The following is a 22,613-nucleotide window of genomic DNA, read 5'->3' as shown; positions in this document are numbered from 1 at the left end:
ATCCTAATATGAGTCTAGACCTGATTCCGTATTTCTCAATGGAATTTCTACTTTTATATCAGTACCTAACAAAGGCTTAGAGAAAATTTTAAATTCTCCACCAGCTAACTCAACACGTTCTTTCATGTTGATTAGCCCTACGCTATCACTTTGCGCGTGAACATCAAAGCCAATTCCATCATCACTAATCTGAATGATTAAAACGCTTTCATTACTGAATAAAGTCACCCTTACATTTTTTGCTCTGGCGTGTTTAACAATATTGGTTAAAGACTCCTGAACAATTCTAAAGCCGACAATCTCTGCTTGTTTGTCCTTTAACTCAACAAAATCTTTATCATCGATTTGATAATTTATTTCATCAATTGAAAATAACTTTTCCATTTGCCACTTGATGGCTGGTGAGAAACCCAGAGAGTCCAACTGAGCTGGTCTCAATAGTAGAGACAAGTTTCTTACTGTATCAAGACTTTGACTAGTTATCTGATGAATATCTGCGATTTTACTCAAGATCTGCTCATCGTCCACTCGTCGAGTAATCCACTTGGTGGCCAAAAGCACTGCAGTTAGGGATTGACCTACGTCATCGTGAAGTTCCCCGGCAATTTGCTTACGCTCTGCTTCGATCAATTGTAAGGTTTTTGAAGACAATGCACTCAATCGATAGTTTGCTCTGGCTAATGCATTTTTTACCCTGAGGACGTCGGTTAAATCTCGAATAACAAATTGAACTGACTCTGTCCCTTCGTAAATAATGAGGTTTACAGCGACTTCTGCATCAAAGTATTCCCCGTCTGAACGACGCAAAGTAAATGAGGTAAAGCCATAACTCGACTTTTTACCCGATAACATAAACTTTATTCGATCACGCAAAAGCGCCTTGTCGTGATCAGACACGAAATCAGCTAATAACAATTCCCCAGACTGACCTAAATCATCAATGCCAAAAAGCTTTTGTGAGGCACGGTTAAGATAAACTACTCGGTTATTTTGCAATACCATGATTCCTTCAGGTATTGAATCAACTAGTTGATTAGTCTGCTGCTCTTGTTGTCTAAGCTTAATTTCTAACTGTTTTATTGGGGTAATATCTAAAAAACTACCAATGACAAACTGCTCGTCTGGATAAAATTGAGCCTGCATGTAAACAAATGATTGATTACCCGACCTGTCGATCAACATTTTTTGAGCTTTTAAAGGATTTGTTCTGAATCCAGTTTTAACGCATTGAATAATAAAATCAAAAACGGCAGTGTCCGCCCTTTGTTTTAAAATGCTCAAGTCAATGGGTGACTTAAAACTTTCGTCCAGCCCCAATAATTTTGCCACCATAGTGCAGTAATACAGCTGTTGGTTTTTTAAATCCAGCTCCCAATAGGCCATGCCCTCTGCGTGACGAGCTACATCTAGGCGTCCAACCGGCGAAGAGGATACCGTTTTTTCACTTAACAAAAATGCTTTGTTAATCACCTTTATGATGGCACTGGGCTTTTGTTTATATGGTAATGGGATAAATGCCAAGGTACATAACCTTGGCATGGATTGACCATGGATCTCTTTGAGTTTTATCTTAGCTACACAGGAGGAATAGGCTCTCTTGGTTCTGAGACTTTCGAGCCACTCTTTAGGCATATCTTCTTTGAAACTAGTCCACAATGACTCTAAGAATAGAGGCTCATCTCTTAATGGTATATCCAAGGCACTTTGTGCGACGCGATTGAGCTCAGTTATTTCAAGTTCAGGTATGGTAATGATAAAACACGCATTGCTGTTTTCGACAAATACTTCGTTATAAACCGCATCCGAGTAGGCGGCAAGCGTCTTGTTTTCCGTACCTTGAAAATTAGAAAACAACCGATCTACAGATAAGTACACGCCGCCACCGACGAGCACAATAATTAACCATTGGGCGACGACAGACTTGGACATGACAAAAAGTGCAACTAGAACGACCGATAATAATATAGTAACGAAAAGCTTGACCGCTCTAATATGTTGTTCTTTACGACTCAAAAATAATGCCTTTTTATTATTGTGTTACCTCTGAGCCAAACCAGCACACCGTTTGGTTTCGCCCTTCCTTTTTAGCAAAGTACAGTGCACTATCAGCTTTTCCGATCAACTCTTGCACACTCTTATCGGATGTTTCACGCTCTGCTACACCAATACTCACTGTAATATTAAATGAGCAGTCGTTTTTAATATGAATTATTTTAGACTCCACTTCTGTACGGATCCGCTCTGCTACCTCTTTAGCCTCTGACATAGAAGTATTAGGCAATAACACGGTAAACTCTTCACCACCGAACCGTCCGACTAAATCGTAAGGCCGGACACTTTGCTTGAGTACATCACTAAATACCTTCAAAGCTTCGTCACCGCCCGCATGGCCATAGGTATCATTGACGATTTTAAAATGATCAATATCCAACATTAAAACACTGCAAATTAGCTCTTCTCGTGAGTGGCGGTTCCATTCGTTTCGCATTTGAGTGACTAACATCCGGCGATTCCAGATACCTGTTAATTCATCGTAATTGGCTAAAAACTTAAGCTTCTGGGTTTGTTCTATAATTCGAGATCCAGCTCGTAAACGGACTCTCAACTCTCCCGGGCTAAAGGGCTTAGTAACGTAATCATCAATTCCGGCCTCCATGGCTTCAATTAAATCTTCTTCGCTATTTTTATTAGTTAGCATGATGATGTACTTAGGCTCGTCAAATCTGGCTCTAATTTCTTGCGCCATTTGGAGCCCCGAAACTCCAGGTAACGACCAGTCGGTCAAAATAATGTAATACTCTTCATTCTGTTGTAGAAACGCCAACGCTTGCTCAGCAGACTCAACCTGAGACACCTCATAACCCCAGTTCCTAACTGAACTCGAGATAAGCATTCGTGTCACCGGCTCGTCTTCTACAATTAAAATATTCATTTCTTTGAACGATCCTCAAAGTCTTCGAGTTCCATCAAAAATGCTTTTAATTTTAGTTCCATTGCCGACCATAATCGGTTGAACAAAGGTAAATCTTCACTTTTAGCCACTTGCTCCAATTCAATAAATTGGCTCTGTAGTCGGCTTCCTGTCAAATTGCCCAACATGCCTTTCATTCTGTGCAGTTGTTTGGCGACAGATGACCATTCCTCGTTATCACGCATTTCTGCAACATCAGCGATTTCTTGCGGAAGAATATTCATCGTCATACTCACCATAGCTTCGACGGTTTCTAGTTGACCAGAAGTCACCTTCATTACATCATCAAAATCAAACCAACGATAATCCTCAGTTGGCTTTTTATTAGTCTCTGGATTATTTTCGGGCTTTTGCTGTTTAGTTATTGTTACTTGCTCAGGTAAAGGTTGTATCGCGTCGGTAGACGTAAAATACGACTCAATTGTAGTCAACAACCGTGCTGAATCTATTGGCTTAGTTAGGTAGTCGTCCATTCCCGCATCCAAACAGACCTCCCTATCTCCTGATAACGCATGCGCAGTAAGGCCGACGATTTTTATCGGCTCGATACCTCGGTGTTTCTCAAATTTACGAATTAAACTTGTTGCTTCAAGTCCATCCATCTCTGGCATTTGAACATCCATTAAAATCAAGTCGTAATCTTCGCTTTTATATTGCTCAAGTGCTTGTTTACCATTAAAAACCAATGAGCTGTTATGTCCGCGATATGTCAAAATATCATGCACAAGGCGACTGTTAATCGGGTTATCTTCAGCGACTAATACATTTAAAAGCCGTTCTGGCGGAGCTAGCTCTGTTGAGCTTTTAGATTGTAAATCAGGTCGCTCATGCTGCAATATTTCAGTTAACGCATTAAATACTTCAGATTGCTTTACCGGCTTCAATAGGTAGTGCTCAATTTCATTTTGGCGTAAAAGCTCCAAATCTTCGGCAATGTCAGAGCTATTTAGCATAAACACAGGCGTTGGTATATTTTTGTACTGTCCTCTTAATCTTTCTAATAGGCTAAAACCATCCATTCCTGGCATGTCTTTATCTATGATAAGGACATCTATTTTATCGCGCTTTTCCATTGCGGATTGATAAAGGGCTATCGCTTGCTCACCACTTCCCGCCACGATCGCTTTGCATCCCCAAGAAGAAATCATGTTGTTTAACCACTTGCGATTAATCGAATTATCATCAACCGCTAGACATGTAATACCGGTAAAATCGAACGAATTAATGATATGGGCGTGCCCTTCTTCAGGGTCTAACATCGCTTGATCACCTACTTTCACCGGTATTTCTACTGTCATCAAAGTGCCTATAGATTCTTGGCTTTCTAAACTCAGACGGCCGCCCATCAAATGCACCAGTTGTCGAACAATTGGCAATCCTAACCCCGTGCCACCAAAGCGACGTGTGGTGGTGTTATCGGCTTGGCCAAATGGCTCAAAAATAGTGTCTATTTTAGCCTTGGGGATACCAATTCCCGTATCTTTAACGGCAATCTGTAAAATAAAATCGTCACCCGGCGAGCGCAGCTTCATATCATTGTTAGTACTAATTTCGACAATAACTTCGCCGGTTTGAGTGAATTTGACGGCATTGCCAACCAGATTAAAAATGATCTGGCCTACACGCATTGGGTCTGCATAAATACAGTCTGGTATTGATGCTTCAATGTTGTATTCCAACTCAATCATTTTTTGATGCGCTGTAGGAGCAAAACCTTTTAACAAATCGCCAACTTTATTATCTAAAGAAAAGTGATCTTCACTCAATTCGAGCATACCCGCTTCGATTTTTGAGTGGTCGAGGATATCGTTGAGTATTCTCAGGAGCGAACTTGCTGACGTTTTTATCAGCTCTAAATACTCTTGCTGTAACGGTGTAAGTTTAGTTTGTTGAAGTAAGTCAGTGATGCCTAACACACCATTCATCGGGGTTCGAATTTCATGGCTCATATTTGCCAAAAACTGACTCTTCGCAAGATTGTTTTTGTCCGACTGTTCTTTGAGAACTTCCATCCTCTCCTGGGCTTCTCGCAGTTGAGTGATATCTAAATTGCCTCCGATCATAGTAACCGGAATACCATCATCGTCGAAAATGATAGTTCCTGCCGCTTTAATGAATCTTACTTTATTGTTTTTAACGACAAGGCGAAATTCATGATACCAATCTGTTTTTTCTCTAATTGCTTGTAATAAACTTTTTTCAGCACCCTCACGATCTTCCGGGTGAAGTGCCTCCTGCCAGTTATCATAAAGTAATTGGTGATCCACTAGAGACACTGGAACCTGGTAGATTCGGTACATATTTTCATCCCAGGTCAATTCATTAGTTCTTAAATCCCAAGTCCAAACACCCAATCCCGAAACTTTACTTGCAAGCTCTGTAATTAACTTGGCTTCAGTGACCTTTTGGTGTGCTTCTTTTCTTGAGCTGACTTCACTAGAAAGTCTTGATGCTTTTTCTCTTGCGTTTAAAAACAGCTGGGAAATAGCCGCGACTAATGCACTAAAAATCAGACCAAAAGCCAAAACGACATTGGCAAGGCTACCATCAGCCAAGTCCATTGAATTCGCAGAAACTTGTACTGTCCACCCAGAGTTCATTATCTTTCGAGCCGTTTTCAAGTCGTTATTCGAACTACCCCAAACAATGGGGTAAAGTCGACCAGATGCATCATCAATTTTAATTTCCAACGGATATGACTCATATCGCTCTAACGCAGCAGTAATAAAGTTATCGACATCAATGAGAGCAACGATTCGCTGAATGTCAGGATAATCGTCAATTTGTGCCTTTGAAAACAACACAAAATAATTACCCAAAGCACCAAACTTTTTAACATCAGATACTCCTACGATAGAATTGTCCGATGACACCAAAAGTTGATTATTCATGTGACTTGGTCGGTAAGAAAACGAAGTGAAGAGGCTTTCATATGACGTATCAGGGTGAGTAAATTCGACCTCAGATACCGTTGCCATTAATGACAGCGAGTCCATAGCGGAATAGTTAATTAGCTGACTATTAAACTGGGTAGGAGCGCTGTCTAATTCAAAGCTATTGGACTCAATGGTCCTTTTTAATCGCACTAAACCATCACTGTATTTTATAAACTCGGAGAGTAAGTCTTTTTCTATGTTATCGGCATAAAAGTTAAGCTGTTTTAAAACCTGTTTGTGCTCATGGCTGCTTATGGCCTGCCAAAGAGTAAAAGTGACAGTTATGATAAAAATTGAAAATAAAGCAGTAATGTTCACTGGATTAATTACAGCTTGCCACCTTTGCAAATATATAATGACAAAGGCAACGGCCATAAGAATAAACCCAACACTTGTATGCAAGGCCATTTGAGTATAACGCCCCCAGCCGTAGCTGGATTCAATTCCATTAAAATATCCAGTAAATGCTACGAGAGATAAGGCAAGGGCAATAATAATACCAATGAAAGAGACTTGTTTAGCCCAGCTAATTGATTTTGCGTAAGACGTTAATATGCCAACACAGCTAAGTAACAAGAAGCACACGGCTGTGTTTGGTGCCATTCTGCCAGGACTGGATGTATTTGTGTCGATGTAATGCTCCATCAACAGCTGATCGATATTTAAATCAATACCAAACAAGTACTGACTTAAAGTTAGACCGCTAATGATCAATACGATTATCGCTGCGGAGAGAGTAATTTGATAATACTTTTCGATTACCCCCCACAAAGCCGCACCAGAAAACAAAAAAGCCAACGCTGTATTAAATTGCATTGGGACAAAGCTTGAGCTGATCTGCACTAATGATTCGTTGCGAATTATCCATCCCATCATAACGAGAGCACCAAGTAGCATTACAACAAAGGACAGAGTCGTGGGCAGAAGGCGATAAAGGGAGCGATTGTTGTACAAAGACTTTTCCATGATATTAATCTAATACGTTTAAAATTAGTTCGGTTCCTATGATTTTCAAAAATTTAACCCAAAAACAGATTAACTAACAATAGTCTAAAGATCTCAAACGTAACATGTTTTGTTTGATATTTAGTTAATAACAGGACTTATGAGTTTTATTACAAGTTCCTATCTTTTATGACATAAGCTCTGTAGTGTGGAAAGACTTATTTTTTCGATTGTTAACATAGACGAATCCGAAAAACTAAGCTAAACCTTTATAAATATTGAAAAAATATTCAAACTTTTACCTTAAATAAAGACACCATAGAGCGTTACTCATGACACCTAATAGCCTGTCTAGCTTTTTTACTGGCCAATATATGCCCCACGGCCACTGTTATATGTGGCAACCCCACATTCTGTGGACCAATGTTATTTCGGACCTATTAATTGCAGCAGCCTATTTCTCTATCCCTCTAGCTATTGTCATTTTTAGTCGGCGTCGACCTGATATTGGCTACCGGCCTGTATTCGTGTTGTTTTCAATGTTTATACTTATGTGTGGTATCACTCATGTGTTTGGTATTGTCACTATATGGCATGGTATATATGGCTGGCATGGTATAACCAAAGCCATAACGGCTGCCGTTTCGATGATGACGGCAGTATACCTTTACCGAATCCTTCCTGAACTGGTGGGGATTACGACTCCAAAACAAGTTGAAGGTATAAAAAAAGAATTATATTCAATTTCTGAAGAACACAAATTTTTATCGATGCAAGTCGAACAACAGCGATTAGTTCAATTCATGTTGGATACCATGCCGATTGGCGCATGTTTATTAGACAAAAACTTTGACGTTTTACTGTCAAACGAGACGTTTAGAGAAGAGTCTGGACTATCTTTACACGAATCGGAAAGTATCAGTTTAACTGAGCTATTGGAGCCCGACAATGTCTCCAATGAAGCTTTCATGAGTATGTTATCTCAAAAGTTGCGCAATCATGGCCAAGGTAGCTTTAAAGTTGATTCTATTGTGACCTTACGTGGCACAACTAAAAACTTCCCTGCAGAAGTGACCATAGTTAAAGAAAACTTTGGTTCACAAAGCTACTTTGTAGTCACGTTCAAAAACTTAACCGAAATTGAGAATGTAAAGCGTCTACTCGTAGAGTCCCACGCCAAACTAGAGCGAGCAATCAACGCCACTGAAGACGGTGTTTGGGAATGGGTTGTCAAAGATAACTCAATGACCTGGTCAGACACTTTTTACGACCTTATTGGCGTATCAGAACTAGCTCCACAACATATCGACACGTGGAAATCACACATACACCCCGATCACTTAGATAGAGTCAACGACAAGTTTGAAGAACACTTCAAGACAAAAGAAAAGCTAGTTGTAGAGTATTTAGGAAAAAACAAAAAGAACCAATACGGTTGGTTTAACTTAACAGGGAATACCTTATTCGACGTCAAAGGTACGCCGATTACTATGTCAGGCTCACTTAGATACATTCAAGATAGTAAGTCCCTTGAAAAGCAAGTAATAGAAAAAACAGAGTTATTGAATACTATCTTTGAAGGAGCCAACAATGCCATTTGGGTTATCGATGTAGAGCCCAACTCAGAGTTTCGATTCACCTCATTCAATCGAACGGCAGCTGAAAGGATGGGTATAGACATTGACGAAGTTATTGGTCTGTCACTCACGGAGTTAAAGTCCAAATTTGGCGCTGACAATATTGAGCGATTCAGAGATAACTACCAATCTTGCGTTGATATTAAAGATGTAAAAGAATACTCAGAATGCATTCCTTCAAAAGGCAAGCAGCACTGGTATCAAACCACTTTATATCCAATAAAAAATGACAGTGGAGAAGTGATTAAAATAGTCGGCTCAGCCATTGAAATCACCGCATTGAAGAAAATAGAGCAAGAAATTGCAGAAAACAAACAATTCCTTGAAAACATCATTGACGCCAGTATTTGCGGCATTTGCTTATTTTCTTTCGAGGAGCAAAAAGTCGTGCGGATCAATCAAAGATATACCGATATTTTGGGATACTCTTTAAGCGAAGTGAAAAACCTCGACGATCCAATTTCGATTTATCACCCGGAAGATGTACTGGATATAAGTAAACATATAGAGCTTGTCATTGAATCTGAATCTGGTTCGCGTTTTCCGATTCAGTACCGTATGAAACACAAAGATGGCCATTATGTTTGGTGCCACACGGTCAATACCATCATCAAAAGAGACAAAAACAACAACCCCTCTATCATGTTGACGACCTTTATAGACGTTACCGAACAAATAGAGTTACTAACGCGATTACAAGAATCAAATTCCTACCTAGAACGATTTGCAATGGTGGCTTCTCACGACTTGCAAGAACCACTTCGCAAAATATCCTCATTTAGTGATGCATTGTCCGAGCGACTCGCAGAACATCTAAGTAAAGATGAAGAGAGTAAGTTTCAGTTTGAGCGAATTCAAGATGCGGCTAAACGTATGCGAATTATGATCTCAGACATTATGGGGCTTTCTCAGATTAATACTGCAGCCCTCCACAAACAGCGAATTACTTTGCAAGAAGCGGTTTCGATGGCTTGTGACCAGCTCCAATTGGTCATTGAAGAGTCCAACGCAAAAATAAATGTTGTAAAGGGAGACACCGAATTATTTGTCGACCGGTCATTAATAAGCCAGTTACTTCAGAACTTAATCGGAAACGCTATAAAGTTCAAATCAAGCAACACGCCACTAATAGAAATAACAGCACAAAATCAAAATAATTCGACTACCATTTATGTCAAAGACAATGGTATTGGTATGGAAAAACGCTTCTGTAAACAGATTTTTGAACCCTTCAGGCGGCTGCATTCAAAAGACAAATACCAAGGAAGTGGAATTGGTTTAGCGATATGCAAACAAATATGTAAAGTACACGGAGGAACGATAGAGTGTGCGAGCGATATCAATGTAGGGACTACGTTTGTCATTAAGGTTCCAAAAAAAGAGTTATGAATCACATAGTATTAGTTGAAGACGATCCGGATGATGTCTATTTTTTCAGACAAGTAATAAAAAAATCAGACATTGAATTACGCCTGACCAATTTATCTGATGGAATTGAGCTGCTTGAGTTTTTGAATCGTAAACAAGATGAGCAATTCTTAATCTTTTTGGATTTAAACATGCCTAGAATGTCTGGTCTTGAGGTGTTAGCACACCTGAAAGAAAAAGAGTTAATCAACAAACACATAGTCATTGCCTACACCACCTCTGACTACAACAAAGATATTGAAGACGCCTATGATTTAGGAGTTAAGTCGTATATTGTAAAGCCATCAAACCAAGCTGAATTGTCGTCACTAATTCAGTCTGCATTGGATTATTGGTTTAATTGGAATAAGCTCCCCGAGCCTATAAACGGAATTTAATAAAGGAACATTAATATGAATGACCAATTAATTTACCTGTTAGAAGACAGCAAGGACGATGTCTACTTAGTTAAATCTATGTTAATCGGTAACAATGCCGTCAGTTATAAACTGACTGATTTCGAGACGGTAGCTGCGCTTGAAGAAGGCATGCAGTTTATGTCGCCAGATTTACTTATCATAGATTTAAACGTTCCAGATTGTGTAGGCTTGGAGACGTTAGTAAAAGTTAAACAATTCGCTCGAGACTTCCCAATTATCGTATTAACTGGATACGATGACGAAATTACCGGAGAGCGTGCTATTCAACTTGGCGCACAAGACTACATTCCAAAGTCAGATCTTCACAAAAACCTACTAATCAGAACAATTCGTTTTGCCAAAGAGCGGTTTGCCCTATTAAAGACTCTAGAAGAAAATGTGTTTAGAGATAGTCTCACGCTCCTAAATAACCGTGAATCTTTCAATCAAAAGCTTGATGAAATGGTGAACGAAAGCCACAGGTATAACCGTAGCTTTGCTCTTTTATTCATAGACTTGGACAATTTCAAACAAATTAATGATGAGTACGGTCACCTAGTCGGCGACCAAATTCTAAAGTCCGTTGGTTCACGGCTAAACGTATTTAACCGAGGATCTGATTTTGTCGCTCGCTATGGCGGCGATGAATTTGTGCTGCTAGCCCCAGGGGTATCAGAGCTCAAACAACTGCGCCAATTAGCCAAAATTAAGTTTGATGTCATCAGCGGTGCATACGCAGTTGAAACCACCCAGCAAAGTGTAAAAAATATTATTGTTGAGGCAAGTATTGGCGGGGCTATATTCGATTTACATGGTAAGACACCAGAAGCAATTGTTAAAGCGGCCGATACAGCTATGTATCAAGCCAAAACCGCACAAACGGGTATTGCCATCGCTGAAGTCGCTGGCTTAGAAGAGGCCTCTCGCATAGCAGATCGCAAGTAGCCACTTGAAATTAAAGTAAAAAAAGAGCGCTTTGAGCGCTCTTTTTAATTTTGTCATTCCCTAACTGTTATTATTATTAGTTATTAGCTTTTGACAAATTCTGGGTAGGCTTCAATACCACACTCTGAGCGGTCAACACCTTCGTACTCTTGCTCTTTTGTGACTCGTAAACCAACCGTTTTACTTAACACAAACCAAACAATGCCACTGGTTACAAACACCCAACCAAAGATAGTTGCTGCACCAGCTAATTGGCCTGTGAATGACACACCAGTATTAGTCAAAGGAACGAGTAACAAACCTAATAAACCAACAACACCGTGAACCGAAATCGCTCCCACTGGATCATCAATTTTTAGCTTGTCCAAGCCTATGATAGACAGAACAACCAAAATACCGCCAGCTGCGCCAAATAAAGTAGCTTGCAACGCTGTAGGTGTAGAAGGCTCGGCAGTTATCGCAACCAAACCAGCCAAAGCACCGTTTAAGGCCATAGTTAAATCTGCTTTTTTGAACAACACTGCACTTAGAAGCAGCGCAGAAATAGCACCACCTGCCGCAGCAGCATTTGTATTCAGGAAGACCATCGCAACTGAGTTAGCATTAGCTACATCACCTAACTTCAACACCGAACCACCGTTAAAGCCGAACCAGCCCATCCATAAGATGAATGTACCAAGAGTAGCTAATGGCATATTTGCACCTGGAAACGCATTTACACGTCCATCCTTGCCATATTTACCTTCACGAGGTCCCAGTAACAATACACCTGCTAAGGCAGCTGCTGCACCAGCCATGTGAACAATACCTGACCCTGCAAAGTCAGAGAATCCAAGATCACCTAAGTTATAGAGACCAAATACATCGGCTCCGTTCCAAGTCCAAGCTCCTTCCATCGGGTAGATGACACCTGTCATCACTACTGCAAATGCAAGGAAGGTCCAAAGTTTCATTCGCTCTGCGACTGCACCACTTACAATCGACATAGCAGTTGCAACAAACACAACTTGGAAGAAAAAGTCTGATGCTGAGCTATAAATCGCGCCACCAGCAATACCGTCTTCACGTGCGCTAAACTCTTTTAGCGTCGCATCGACATCAACCGACTCAATACCCGATAAGAAAATACCACCGTCGTACATTATCGCGTAGCCGCACGCTAGGTACATAACACAAGAGATCGCAAATAGAGCGATGTTTTTGGTGAGGATTTCTGTGGTATTTTTTGAGCGAACAAGGCCGGCTTCTAACATGGCAAAACCTGCTGCCATCCACATAACTAATGCACCGCAAACAAGGAAATAAAAGGTATCGATTGCGTATTGAAGATGAAAAATATTCTGTTCCATGGTCTTTCCTTAGATTGCTTCGCCGTCAGTTTCACCTGTGCGAATACGCACGGCTTGAAGAAGGTCAACGACAAAAATCTTGCCGTCTCCGATTTTACCGGTGTTAGCGGCAGCTGAGATAACTTCAACAACGCGATCCACTTTGTCGTCAGATGTCGCAACTTCAAGTTTAACTTTAGGTAAAAAGTCCACTTGATACTCGGCACCGCGATATAGCTCGGTATGCCCTTTTTGACGACCAAATCCCTTAACTTCTGTCACTGTTAAGCCCTCGATACCAACGTCGCTGATAGCTTCGCGGACATCGTCGAGCTTAAATGGCTTGATGATGGCTGTTACTAGTTTCATGTTTATTCCCAATCGTTATTGTTATTTTGTTTTTAACTAACAAACACAAAGAAAGAACAATGCCAGACGTTCAACACACTGTTTTAAATAGAAAATTTACAAAACAGAAATAGCAATCAACAAAAAACGCACCAAAGAGGTGCGTTTGTGTGTTTGCAATTGGTGCACTTTAGCTTTGCACCAAATTGATCAATTAAGGTTTAGGGAAAACATGTAATACGGGCTGTTTAACCCTTATATTAACTCGTTTATTTAGGAACGAACTGTGTGTTCTAATTTTAAGGGACTGTTGTCGCCACTCAAGTTCAACTTGATAAAACTCGCCAACAAAACGTTCGTGCTCTACACAAAATACACCATCGTCTGCTTCTGTAAAACCGATCTGATGAGGACGTAAATACACATCAACTAGCTCCCCAATCATGCCAGCAATAGACTTCTCACCCTGATAAGGCAAGTCGCCCCATTCACTACTTAATGTATTTTCTGACTCAACTCTTGCCTCAAGCCAAACGCCCTGACCTAAAAACTCAGCGACAAACCTATCACTCGGATAACTAAACAAGCGTTCTGGGTTATCAATTTGAGCTATTCGGCCGTGGTTTAGCACCGCAATTCGATCACAAAAAGCGAACGCCTCATCTTGGTTATGCGTCACGAACAGCGCCGTTATTCCTTTGTTTTTTAAAATAGCCCGCATTTCTTCAATTAATTCAAACCTAAATTGAGGATCTAAGTTAGAAAAGGCTTCATCAAATAACAGCAAGTCCGGTTTAGTCGCTAACGCTCTTACGATGGCAACTCGTTGCTGTTGACCACCTGACAATTGATGAGGATATGCGTCTTTGTATTCGGACATTTTGACTAATGCTAATAGCTCATCAACGGTCTGCTGTTTTTCTAGCGGACTAGCCTTAACTAATCCAAAACAAATATTTTCTGACACAGTAAGGTGAGGAAACAGCGCATAATCTTGAAATATAAGGCCTATGTTACGACGTTCAGTTGGTACTGCTTTTTCATTTGATAACAGAGTATGACCAGCTAATTCTATGCTTCCAGATGCATGATTCAACAGCCCAGTCACGGCTTTTAAAACAGTACTTTTACCGCTGCCCGATGGACCAAACAAAGCGACAATTTCACCTTCCTGTACCTCTAAATCTAGGTTTTTTATGACCTGATGTTGGTCATAATGAACATCTAACCCTTTTATGGAAAGTTGCGACACGTGAAAATTCCTATTTAACAGTCTTGTTAATCGAGCGATTGATATAAAGTAACGGCAGTAAGCCTACCACAACAATTAAAATGGCGCCCAAGGCAGCCTGTTCCAATTGTTCATCACTGGCATATTGAAAAACAAAGGTGGGCAAAGTCTGAAAGTCAAACGGCCTCAATAATAAGGCAGCAGGAAGTTCTTTCATACTCTCAACAAATATCAATAATGCCGCGACAAAGGCACTGCGTTTAAGTAACGGCCAATGTAAGCTAAAAAACTGCTTTAATGGGCTATGACCGAGCGACAATGCCGCAGCATCATAGTGTCTATTAATTTGGGCAAAACTTGCTTTGACGCCATTGTTTGCGATCGCAACAAAACGCACTATGTGCGCGGTAATTATAGCGATAACCGTACCCGTCAAAAACAACCCAGGCATAGTCCAGCCCATTGCGTCAAATCGCTCATTAATGAAGTGTTCAAATACGGTAAATGGAATAATAACGGCAATAGCCAAAACCGTACCAGGGACCGCATATCCCATACTCGCCACAGGTAACATGCCTAAACTCAACTTACTTTTCGCGGTAGGAGTATCACTGTGCCAACGTAAATTAACGTTGAGAACCAATGCCACCAACAAGCTGATTATCGCAACACAGATAGCAATATAGGCACTGTTGTATGCGTATTCAAAGACATCCTGAGTCCATACCTCTTGCCAATAATCTACGGCGTAACTTAATAAGGTTATTGCAGGAATAGCAAAACCCAATACCAAGACCAAGCTGCAAAAACCAAAGGCAAACAGGTTGTATTTACCCTTTAAATGATAGGTAAGTGGCGTACTGCTCATCTTTACATCGGTGCTAATTTTACTTTGTCTTTTTGTGAAATGCTCAAGGGCAATAAGACCGAGCACACCAACTATCATAAATGCAGATAACTTAGCGGCACTAGCGAGATCGTAGTATCCCAACCAAGTATCATATACCGCTGTCGTTAATGTATTTACCGCGAAATAATGCACTGTCGCAAAGTCAGCCAAGGTTTCCATTAAAACCAAAGCAACACTTGCTGCAATCGCCTTACGAGCGATCGGCAAAGAGACATGAAGAAAACTTTTAAACGGTGTGTATCCCAAACTACGTGCAGCTGCCGTCAAAGAGGCATTCTGTGCCATAAAGTTGGCTTTAACCATAAGGTATACGTAAGGGAAAAGAACAAGCGCCAACATGACCGCAGCACCGCCTATACTACGGATATCAAAAAACCAATAGTCTCTTGGTGATTGCCAACCAAACCAGCTGCGAAGTGTGGTCTGAACGGGCCCAGCATAATCTAATAAGTCCGTGTAGGTATACGCAATCAAATAACCCGGCATTGCAAGTGGCAAGATTAGCGCCCAATTAAAAAAGCGACGACCACTAAACTGACAGCAAGCAACTAACCAAGCTAAAGGGATACCAATAACACTGACCAAAATCCCTACCAGTACCATTAAATGCAGTGTATTAACAACGTAATCAGCCAGTACGGTTTGTTTAATATGCTCAAAACTCGGCGCAGACTCACCCGCCGCTGTATACAAAAGTCCAGCAATAGGAAGAACACATAATAAAACAAGAAAGGCTGACCCGTAGGTCAGCCAGCTATTTTTTAACTGCATTTATTACCAAATGTAATTACAAATCAAACTTCACTTTATCGACTAACTGGAGCGCTTTTTCACGATATTTAGCAACTGTCGTTAGAGGCAGTGAGTCTTCGTTAAACTTACCCCAGCTTGCAACCATTTGCGAAGGCGCAACCTCAGGATTAATTGGATATTCCATATTTACCGATGCGTATTGTTGTTGAGCGGCTTGGTCAACCAAGTACGCTAATAATACTTCGGCATTGTCTTTGTTTGGTGCATGTTTTGTGATCACGGCACCAGATACATTTATGTGTGCACCGCGGTTTGTTTGGTTCGGGAACACGATATTCACCGCATCAGCCCAAGGCTTCTGCTTTTCATCGGTCAGCATTTTACCGTAGTAATAGCTGTTTCCAAGAGAAACTTCACAAAGACCTTCTTTGATTGCTTTAACTTGTGCTCGGTCATTACCCTGAGGTTTGCGAGCTAAGTTGGCTTTAACACCGCGTAACCAGGTTTCAGTTTGTGCTTCACCGTGATGCGCGATCATAGAGGCAATCAAGCCCAGGTTGTACGGGTGTTTACCGCTTCGAGTACAAATTTTTCCAGCGAGCTTTTCTGAGGATAAGTCTTCATAATTAATAGTATTAATATCTAACGTTGAGTTTTTGGCAACGTAAAGTCCACGTGCTCGCTTAGTCAATGCAACCCAGTGAGAGTCTTCGTCACGGTATTGAGCTGGTACCACAGATTTAACTTTTTCAGAGTCAATCTCTTGAGTTAGGTTTTCTGACTTAAGTTGCAACAATTTGCTGAAGTTAGAAGTCAAAACGACGTCAGCAGGACTTAATTTACCCTCGCGTTTTAGACGTTCAACTAAACCGCTTTTTGAGAATACGACTTTCGTTTCGATTCCCGTTTCTGCAGTAAACTTTTCTAAAATAGGCTCGATGAGAAACGGCTGACGAAATGAGTATATATTTACCGTTTCGGCACTTTGTGCCGCATTAGATGCAAGTGACATTGCGAATGTTGTTGCGAGTACAAGCAGTTTTTTCATTTTTCACCTTTGTTTGAAAAAGTCCGAAGACAACCAACTGAGAATAATTCTCATTTATTGTAATGTCGAGATTTCAAATGTACAGCAAAAAAATGATTTAGCCATAAAAAAAGCCTCTAATTTAGAGGCTTTTTTATGTCAACTTATCGAGTCAGCTGATTATGCGTTAACCGCATCTTTGATTGCTTTACCAGCTTTGAATGCAGGCACTTTAGCAGCAGCGATTTGAATAGTTTCACCAGTTTGAGGGTTACGGCCTGTGCGCGCTGCACGGTCGTTAACTTTAAACGTACCAAAACCAACTAGAGAAACGTCACCGCCGTTCGCTAGTTCTGCAGTAATTGTAGAAACCAAGCTATTTAACGCACGCTCTGCATCTGCTTTAGTCATGTCAGCACTTTGTGCCATTTTTTCGATTAGTTCACTTTTGTTCATTATTTTATCCTTTGGTTGAGACAAGAGTTATCCTATGGAACCTATTTCGAAAATTCAATACCCATTTTGGCAATTCCACGAAAAACTCTTTATTTTTCTTCTAATTCGGCGCAAAACCATACAAAGTAAGGCCCTACACGCCCTGTGCTAACATCGCTTTGGCTAAAATATGAAATCCAGCAACATTAGCACCTTTCACATAATCGGTCTGTTTTTCGTCCGTTTGACCGCACTCAACACACTGATCGTGAATATGTTTCATTATATCTTGCAGTTTCTGATCAACAAATTCGAAACTAAAACGCTCAAACTGAGCATTTTGTGACATTTCCAATCCAGAAACGGCAACGCCCCCCGCATTCGATGCTTTACCTGGCACATAGATACAGTCATTACTGCTATTCAATAGCGCAAGCGCATCAGAGGTACAAGGCATATTGGCACCACAAATGACTACTTGGCAACCATTTTCTAATAATGCTTTAGCATCTTGGCCATCAAGTTCATTTTGGGTGGCACAAGGAATCGCAATGTCGCACCTCAGTTGCCATGGCTTTTTGTCTGAAGACCACTGGCCATCTTTAGTCTCAGCAAACTCTTGTAACGTGTTGTCTTTTACGTTGTCGTATTTTATTAGCCAATCTATGTCTGACTTGACAAAGCCTTGCTCTTTACAGAGTAAACCACGCGAATTTGACAGTGAAATGACAGTCGCCCCTTTTTCAATTGCTTTTTGAGCGGCATTTAAGGCTACGTTACCAGCTCCTGATATTGCGATTCTTTTACCATCGAGTTGCTGGCTTTGTTCGGCGAGGACATGCTCCAAAAAATAAATAACGCCATATCCTGTCGCCTCTGTACGAGCCAGCGCACCTCCCATGCCGACCGCTTTACCTGTTAAAACACCAGCAAATTCATTTTTTATTTTTCGGTATTGACCATACAAAAAGCCGATTTCTCTGGCACCGACATTGATATCACCTGCCGGAACGTCCGTATTTGGGCCCACATGACGGTACAGCTCAGTCATAAATGCCTGACAAAAACTCATAATCTCGTGGTCGCTTCGGCCTCTCGGGTCAAAATCAGCGCCCCCTTTACCTCCGCCGAGTGGCAGCCCTGTTAACGCATTTTTGAAACACTGTTCAAAGGCCAAAAACTTGATGACGGATTCACTGACCGTCGGGTGAAAACGCAATCCGCCTTTGTACGGGCCAATCAAATTTGACTGCTGAACCCGCCAACCTCGATTGAGCTGAGCTTCACCATTGTCATCGAGCCACTCTACTTTAAATCTAACAATGCGATCCGGCTCTGTAAGACGCTCAAAGATTCGGTAGCGCTGGTATTCTTCATTTTCCAATAACTCATCTGACACATTTTCAAGGATCTCAGTGACAGCTTGAATAAACTCACTTTGGTTTGGGTTGTTCTTTTCAATCCTTTCGTGCAACGATTGTATGTAGTCGTTATTACTCATCAATGACGGCTCCTTTGCGGTCAGCGGTTGAATTAGCTGGCGAAAATCGGAATATCAAATATCCCGCAATACCCGAAACCAATGAAGTGAAGAGTATTGCCGACTTCGCAATAGTTTGGGCTTGGTCATTTCCTTCAAACCCTAACCCTGTAATAAAAATAGACATAGTAAAACCAATTGCACCTAACATACCAAGACCAAACATATGTTTCATTGTTAATCCTCGAGGCAGTTCACCTAGTCCAGTTTTGACCACTAACCAGGTCATCAACGGAATTCCTAATCCCTTTCCGGCTATCAGTCCAAGTAAGATTCCCCACGCGAGTGGGCTTTCTACTGTTGCCGCCAAACTCTCGGTATTAATTACAACACCTGAGTTAGCAAAAGCAAAGATAGGTAATACCATCAAGCCGACAGGAACATGAAGGTAACGCTCCCAACGACGCAATGGTGTCGTCGCTTGATTCGCTGTTTTCTTTAACTCGTCGGCTAATTCATGCTGTGTCTTAGACGCTAACACTGGTTTACCTGCAGTCTTGTTTTGGACAATATTTTGAAATCGCAATGACAAACGCGACAGCTTTTCCATAATAATCGCGGGTTTTGCTTTTGGTCTGGCTGGAATGGTCAGTGCAATTAAAATCCCTGCAATGGTGGCGTGTATTCCAGAATTTAAAACCGCAAGCCAGAGCAACACGCCCAAGGTGAAATAAACCACTGGACGACGAATTCCCATCAAGTTAGACAAAAACATCATTCCAGTTATACCTGCTGCCGCAACTAAGGAGGCAAAGTAAAGCGTCTCGGTATAAAACAAGGCAATCACTAAAATCGCTCCAATGTCGTCGATAATGGCCAAGCCAGTTAAAAATGAAAATGCGGCAATAGGAACTCGTTTACCTAGTAATGCCAACACACCGACTGCAAAAGCCGTATCCGTCGCCATTGGAATACCCCAACCGGCTTCGTATTCGGTTCCCATATTAAACAACCAAAAAGTTAACGCAGGAAACACCATGCCTGCAATTGCAGCACCCAACACAGGAGTTAAGTTAGCCGGTGCACTCAATTCGCCGACTAATACTTCTCGTTTTATTTCCATGCCTAAAATGAGAAAAAACAAAGCCATCAGACCATCGTTAATCCAGTGCAACAATGACATTTGGTAAAGACGGTCGTTGAGCGCAACACCTATATAGGTGTCAAAAAATGCCGTCATAGGCTCATTAAACCCGGTATTGGCAATCAATAAAGCGACGACAGTAAATAAAAATAAGGTCTTACTACTGGTGGTTTGATCGTGAATAAAACGTTGAAAAGGGTGTAATACCTCTGCAACCTTTTGTTCAAGCTCTGGCGGCTGGCCCTCTGCTGGCTGAGTTAAACGGTTATCTTTCATATTGAATTGAGTCCTTTGTTACAGAACAGTGTGTCAGGCTTTCGATTGCATCTAGGTATTTCGCCGTTAAATCAGCTACCCAGCGTTTGACGGCCTCATTATCGCTATTGGCTGCGATGCGGCGCAGCAACGACAAATTGTGTTTTTCGATATCAATACGTTGTTGAAGTACTGAAACATGAGGCTGATTAGGTAAACCTACTTTTAGTTCTCCTAAGTTGCTTTGCCATTTTGTGTACAAACTCATCATGACCTGTTCAAACTCTTGCTCTGGGGGTAATGAGTTGGCTTTATTTTGCATCACCGAAAACACCTCAGACACTTTAAGTAGCGCGTGTTTTACTGTTAAGTCTTCTGTATGAGAGGCTAAGTTGTGATAAAAATCCTTTGCCTCGTTGAATTGTAGAGACAATGAATTTGTTACCTTATTCATTGTGTACACCTTTGTTTTAGTCTTACTTAATTATCTTACCTAAGGGAATTGCCATTACTGTGCCAAAATGATGCAGTTTCCTTCTAACTCAATAGATAACAAACGTTTAGCTAAGTACTTTAAATAAAAAACGAATATAAAACGGTTCAAAACCTGAACTTTTAACAAGCTCCCTCTGTAAAACTTACATAGCTTTAATTGGGTGAAACCAAAAAATTCGCATTTTCTCAACCCTAACCCATACTTATCAGTAACTTAACTATTAGGCACGGTTCTGGCTTTATCGATAAGACAAAGCAAATTCAGGACAAAAACTTTACAACACAAAGAGCTAAGGAGCGGATATGTACGTCGAGTACATTTACGGGTTAATCAGTTTAATTTTATTTGCAGCAGCAAGTACTGTGTCTAATCTATTTTTAAGTGCCCTATTGGCTTGGGTTGGTGTTTCCCTATTCCTCGTTTTTATTGCATACCTAACCAAACAGCCAAAGATTTTTAGAAAGCGTGCTGACGGTTCGATTCCCACTCTAATGAGAGTGTTGTTTTACCCTTTTATGCTAGGCGTACAGATTTACAACCGTATCGAAAAGTCAAAAGATGCGAAACGTGAGCACCATTTCGTTCATCACATCAGAGATAATATTTACTTGGCGAGTCGATTAAGTACTGAAGAGGCACTTAGTCTAGAAGAGTACGATATTGGTGCCGTTTTAGATGTGACGTGTGAATTTGATGCCTTAGACTGGAGTAGTCATTATCTGGACATCGATTATCTCAACATTCCCATATTAGATCACCAAAGTCCCTCTCCTGAACAATTGCGACAGGCTCTTAATTGGATGGATTTAAAACTTCATCAAAATAAGCCCGTTCTTGTTCACTGTGCTCTAGGCCGCGGCCGCTCACTATTCTGTGTGGCAGCCTACATATTGGCAAAGTACCCAGATTTGTCACCTAGAGAGGTACTTGAAAGTATTACCGATATTCGCAGTCAAGCTGGACTCAACAAGAGCCAACTCAAAAAGTTGATTACATATCGAGACAAAGGCGACATAAAGTTGTTTAACCCGACGTGGCTAATAGCGAATCCAGTTTCAGGTAAAGGCAAGTGGAAACAGCACAAACAAGAAATTGAAAATGTGCTTGGTGAAAAGTTTAATTTAAACGTCGTCGAAACCTCACCAGATACAAGTGCCCAAGAACTTGCCGAGCAAGCCGTCGAAGCCGGTGCCAAAATCATTATTGCCGGTGGCGGAGATGGCACACTTGCAGAAGTGGCGTCAGTGTTGACCGGCACAGATATCAAGTTCGGTATCATTCCGTTAGGTACTGCTAATGCATTAGCTCACAGCCTTTTTGGTGTGGAAAGTAAAGTTATTCCAATCCAAACGGCTCTTGACCATATTCTGTCGGAGCACACTCAAGCGATAGACACCGCCATATGTAATAACAAAACCATGCTTTTAGTCACGGCTGTTGGTATCGAAGAGCAAATGATCAAAAGAGCCGACCGTGAAACCAAAAATCAACTTGGTCAATTTGCCTACCTCCACGGTTTTTGGCAAGCATTGCATGAAGAAGAACCTATGCAGTTGTTAGTTCAATTTGATGACGAACCAGCCAAAGTAATCGAAACTACCAGTCTAGTGATTGCCAACGCAGCGCCGCTCACCACTTTACTCGCCCAAGGCAATGGTGAGCCCGATTACAAAGACGGTCTACTCAATATTACTTGGTTGACACCTACAGATAATCCAGTCGAAAAAGTCTATGACATCGCCTCTCTATTAGCGGCAGGTTTTGCTGAGGACGATAGCGTTAACGAGGCTATAAACACCGCCAAAGCCAAAAAAATTCATATCAAAGCTGAGCACGAAATTGGCTATGTTGTTGATGGTGAAACCTATGCCTGTGACACCATAAAGACATCTATTCGTCCAGCCTCACTCAATGTATTAATTGATCTTAAATACTAAGGAAAGAAA

16 protein-coding genes are annotated in these 22,613 nt (G+C 41.1%); 4 read left to right on the top strand and 12 right to left on the bottom strand.

Annotated features, from left to right (window positions below):
* Window positions 1–3: 3 nt before the first annotated feature.
* Genes J1N51_RS12670 through J1N51_RS12660 form a run of 3 tightly spaced genes read right to left on the bottom strand, consistent with a single transcriptional unit; the run spans window position 4 to window position 6,873 of the window.
* Entirely contained in the window at window positions 4–2,013 is a 2,010-nt protein-coding gene (locus tag J1N51_RS12670) for a PAS domain-containing sensor histidine kinase (RefSeq protein ID WP_208831621.1), read from the bottom strand.
* Between the two features lie 16 nt (window positions 2,014–2,029).
* Window positions 2,030–2,932: a GGDEF domain-containing response regulator gene (locus J1N51_RS12665; protein WP_208831620.1), complete on the bottom strand. Its 903-nt coding sequence runs from the start codon at window positions 2,930–2,932 to the stop codon at window positions 2,030–2,032.
* Window positions 2,929–6,873 carry a response regulator gene (locus J1N51_RS12660; protein WP_208831619.1) on the bottom strand — a complete coding sequence of 1,315 codons (3,945 nt, stop codon included), beginning with the start codon at window positions 6,871–6,873 and terminating at the stop codon, window positions 2,929–2,931. Before J1N51_RS12660 ends, J1N51_RS12665 begins: the two co-directional genes overlap by 4 nt.
* Before the next feature lie 311 nt (window positions 6,874–7,184).
* On the opposite strand from J1N51_RS12660, the gene J1N51_RS12655 reads away from it, so the two are divergent.
* Genes J1N51_RS12655 through J1N51_RS12645 form a run of 3 tightly spaced genes read left to right on the top strand, consistent with a single transcriptional unit; the run spans window position 7,185 to window position 11,260 of the window.
* On the top strand, window positions 7,185–9,878 hold the full coding sequence (locus J1N51_RS12655) for a PAS domain-containing protein (protein ID WP_208831618.1): 2,694 nt from the start codon (window positions 7,185–7,187) through the stop codon (window positions 9,876–9,878).
* Entirely contained in the window at window positions 9,875–10,294 is a 420-nt protein-coding gene (locus J1N51_RS12650) for a response regulator (protein WP_208831617.1), read from the top strand. Before J1N51_RS12655 ends, J1N51_RS12650 begins: the two co-directional genes overlap by 4 nt.
* 15 nt (window positions 10,295–10,309) lie before the next feature.
* On the top strand, window positions 10,310–11,260 hold the full coding sequence (locus J1N51_RS12645) for a GGDEF domain-containing response regulator (RefSeq protein WP_208831616.1): 951 nt from the start codon (window positions 10,310–10,312) through the stop codon (window positions 11,258–11,260).
* Window positions 11,261–11,343: 83 nt separating this feature from the next.
* On the opposite strand, the gene J1N51_RS12640 is transcribed toward J1N51_RS12645, so the two are convergent.
* The 9 genes from J1N51_RS12640 to J1N51_RS12600 form a co-directional block, all read right to left on the bottom strand.
* The gene (locus tag J1N51_RS12640; protein ID WP_208831615.1) at window positions 11,344–12,609 is read right to left on the bottom strand and encodes an ammonium transporter; all 1,266 of its coding nucleotides are present in this window, start codon (window positions 12,607–12,609) and stop codon (window positions 11,344–11,346) included.
* Between the two features lie 9 nt (window positions 12,610–12,618).
* Window positions 12,619–12,957, bottom strand: a complete 339-nt coding sequence (glnK, locus tag J1N51_RS12635) for a P-II family nitrogen regulator (RefSeq protein ID WP_208831614.1) — start codon at window positions 12,955–12,957, stop codon at window positions 12,619–12,621.
* A 193-nt stretch (window positions 12,958–13,150) separates the two neighbouring features.
* Complete coding sequence (locus J1N51_RS12630; protein ID WP_208831613.1) at window positions 13,151–14,188, bottom strand: ABC transporter ATP-binding protein; 1,038 nt, start codon at window positions 14,186–14,188, stop codon at window positions 13,151–13,153.
* Between the two features lie 10 nt (window positions 14,189–14,198).
* The gene (locus J1N51_RS12625; protein ID WP_208831612.1) at window positions 14,199–15,848 is read right to left on the bottom strand and encodes an ABC transporter permease; all 1,650 of its coding nucleotides are present in this window, start codon (window positions 15,846–15,848) and stop codon (window positions 14,199–14,201) included.
* A 16-nt stretch (window positions 15,849–15,864) separates the two neighbouring features.
* Complete coding sequence (locus tag J1N51_RS12620) at window positions 15,865–16,878, bottom strand: extracellular solute-binding protein (RefSeq protein ID WP_208831611.1); 1,014 nt, start codon at window positions 16,876–16,878, stop codon at window positions 15,865–15,867.
* 159 nt (window positions 16,879–17,037) lie between these two features.
* Window positions 17,038–17,313 (bottom strand): HU family DNA-binding protein, encoded by a 276-nt coding sequence (locus J1N51_RS12615; RefSeq protein WP_208831610.1) that lies wholly within the window; start codon window positions 17,311–17,313, stop codon window positions 17,038–17,040.
* A 133-nt stretch (window positions 17,314–17,446) separates the two neighbouring features.
* The gene (gene gdhA, locus J1N51_RS12610; RefSeq protein ID WP_208831609.1) at window positions 17,447–18,793 is read right to left on the bottom strand and encodes an NADP-specific glutamate dehydrogenase; all 1,347 of its coding nucleotides are present in this window, start codon (window positions 18,791–18,793) and stop codon (window positions 17,447–17,449) included.
* Window positions 18,786–20,192 (bottom strand): Na+/H+ antiporter NhaA, encoded by a 1,407-nt coding sequence (nhaA, locus tag J1N51_RS12605; RefSeq protein ID WP_208831608.1) that lies wholly within the window; start codon window positions 20,190–20,192, stop codon window positions 18,786–18,788. The genes gdhA and nhaA overlap by 8 nt, the downstream gene beginning before the upstream one ends.
* Window positions 20,182–20,625, bottom strand: coding sequence for a hypothetical protein (locus J1N51_RS12600; RefSeq protein WP_208831607.1), 444 nt, complete (start codon window positions 20,623–20,625; stop codon window positions 20,182–20,184). Before J1N51_RS12600 ends, nhaA begins: the two co-directional genes overlap by 11 nt.
* Window positions 20,626–20,969: 344 nt before the next feature.
* Between J1N51_RS12600 and J1N51_RS12595 the strand changes: the two genes are divergently transcribed.
* Window positions 20,970–22,604: a diacylglycerol kinase family protein gene (locus tag J1N51_RS12595; protein ID WP_208831606.1), complete on the top strand. Its 1,635-nt coding sequence runs from the start codon at window positions 20,970–20,972 to the stop codon at window positions 22,602–22,604.
* Window positions 22,605–22,613: the final 9 nt, after the last annotated feature.

Source organism: Psychrosphaera ytuae (genome assembly GCF_017638545.1).
Taxonomy (GTDB): domain Bacteria; phylum Pseudomonadota; class Gammaproteobacteria; order Enterobacterales; family Alteromonadaceae; genus Psychrosphaera; species Psychrosphaera ytuae.
This window is presented reverse-complemented; position numbering and strand designations above follow the sequence as displayed.

Coding starts and splice junctions, on each gene's coding strand:
- J1N51_RS12665 (WP_208831620.1), bottom strand. CDS start 2,932: ATGAATATTTTAATTGTAGAAGACGAGCCGGTGACACGAATGCTTATC.
- J1N51_RS12660 (WP_208831619.1), bottom strand. CDS start 6,873: ATGGAAAAGTCTTTGTACAACAATCGCTCCCTTTATCGCCTTCTGCCC.
- J1N51_RS12655 (WP_208831618.1), top strand. CDS start 7,185: ATGACACCTAATAGCCTGTCTAGCTTTTTTACTGGCCAATATATGCCC.
- J1N51_RS12650 (WP_208831617.1), top strand. CDS start 9,875: ATGAATCACATAGTATTAGTTGAAGACGATCCGGATGATGTCTATTTT.
- J1N51_RS12645 (WP_208831616.1), top strand. CDS start 10,310: ATGAATGACCAATTAATTTACCTGTTAGAAGACAGCAAGGACGATGTC.
- J1N51_RS12640 (WP_208831615.1), bottom strand. CDS start 12,609: ATGGAACAGAATATTTTTCATCTTCAATACGCAATCGATACCTTTTAT.
- glnK (WP_208831614.1), bottom strand. CDS start 12,957: ATGAAACTAGTAACAGCCATCATCAAGCCATTTAAGCTCGACGATGTC.
- J1N51_RS12625 (WP_208831612.1), bottom strand. CDS start 15,848: ATGCAGTTAAAAAATAGCTGGCTGACCTACGGGTCAGCCTTTCTTGTT.
- J1N51_RS12620 (WP_208831611.1), bottom strand. CDS start 16,878: ATGAAAAAACTGCTTGTACTCGCAACAACATTCGCAATGTCACTTGCA.
- J1N51_RS12615 (WP_208831610.1), bottom strand. CDS start 17,313: ATGAACAAAAGTGAACTAATCGAAAAAATGGCACAAAGTGCTGACATG.
- gdhA (WP_208831609.1), bottom strand. CDS start 18,793: ATGAGTAATAACGACTACATACAATCGTTGCACGAAAGGATTGAAAAG.
- nhaA (WP_208831608.1), bottom strand. CDS start 20,192: ATGAAAGATAACCGTTTAACTCAGCCAGCAGAGGGCCAGCCGCCAGAG.
- J1N51_RS12600 (WP_208831607.1), bottom strand. CDS start 20,625: ATGAATAAGGTAACAAATTCATTGTCTCTACAATTCAACGAGGCAAAG.
- J1N51_RS12595 (WP_208831606.1), top strand. CDS start 20,970: ATGTACGTCGAGTACATTTACGGGTTAATCAGTTTAATTTTATTTGCA.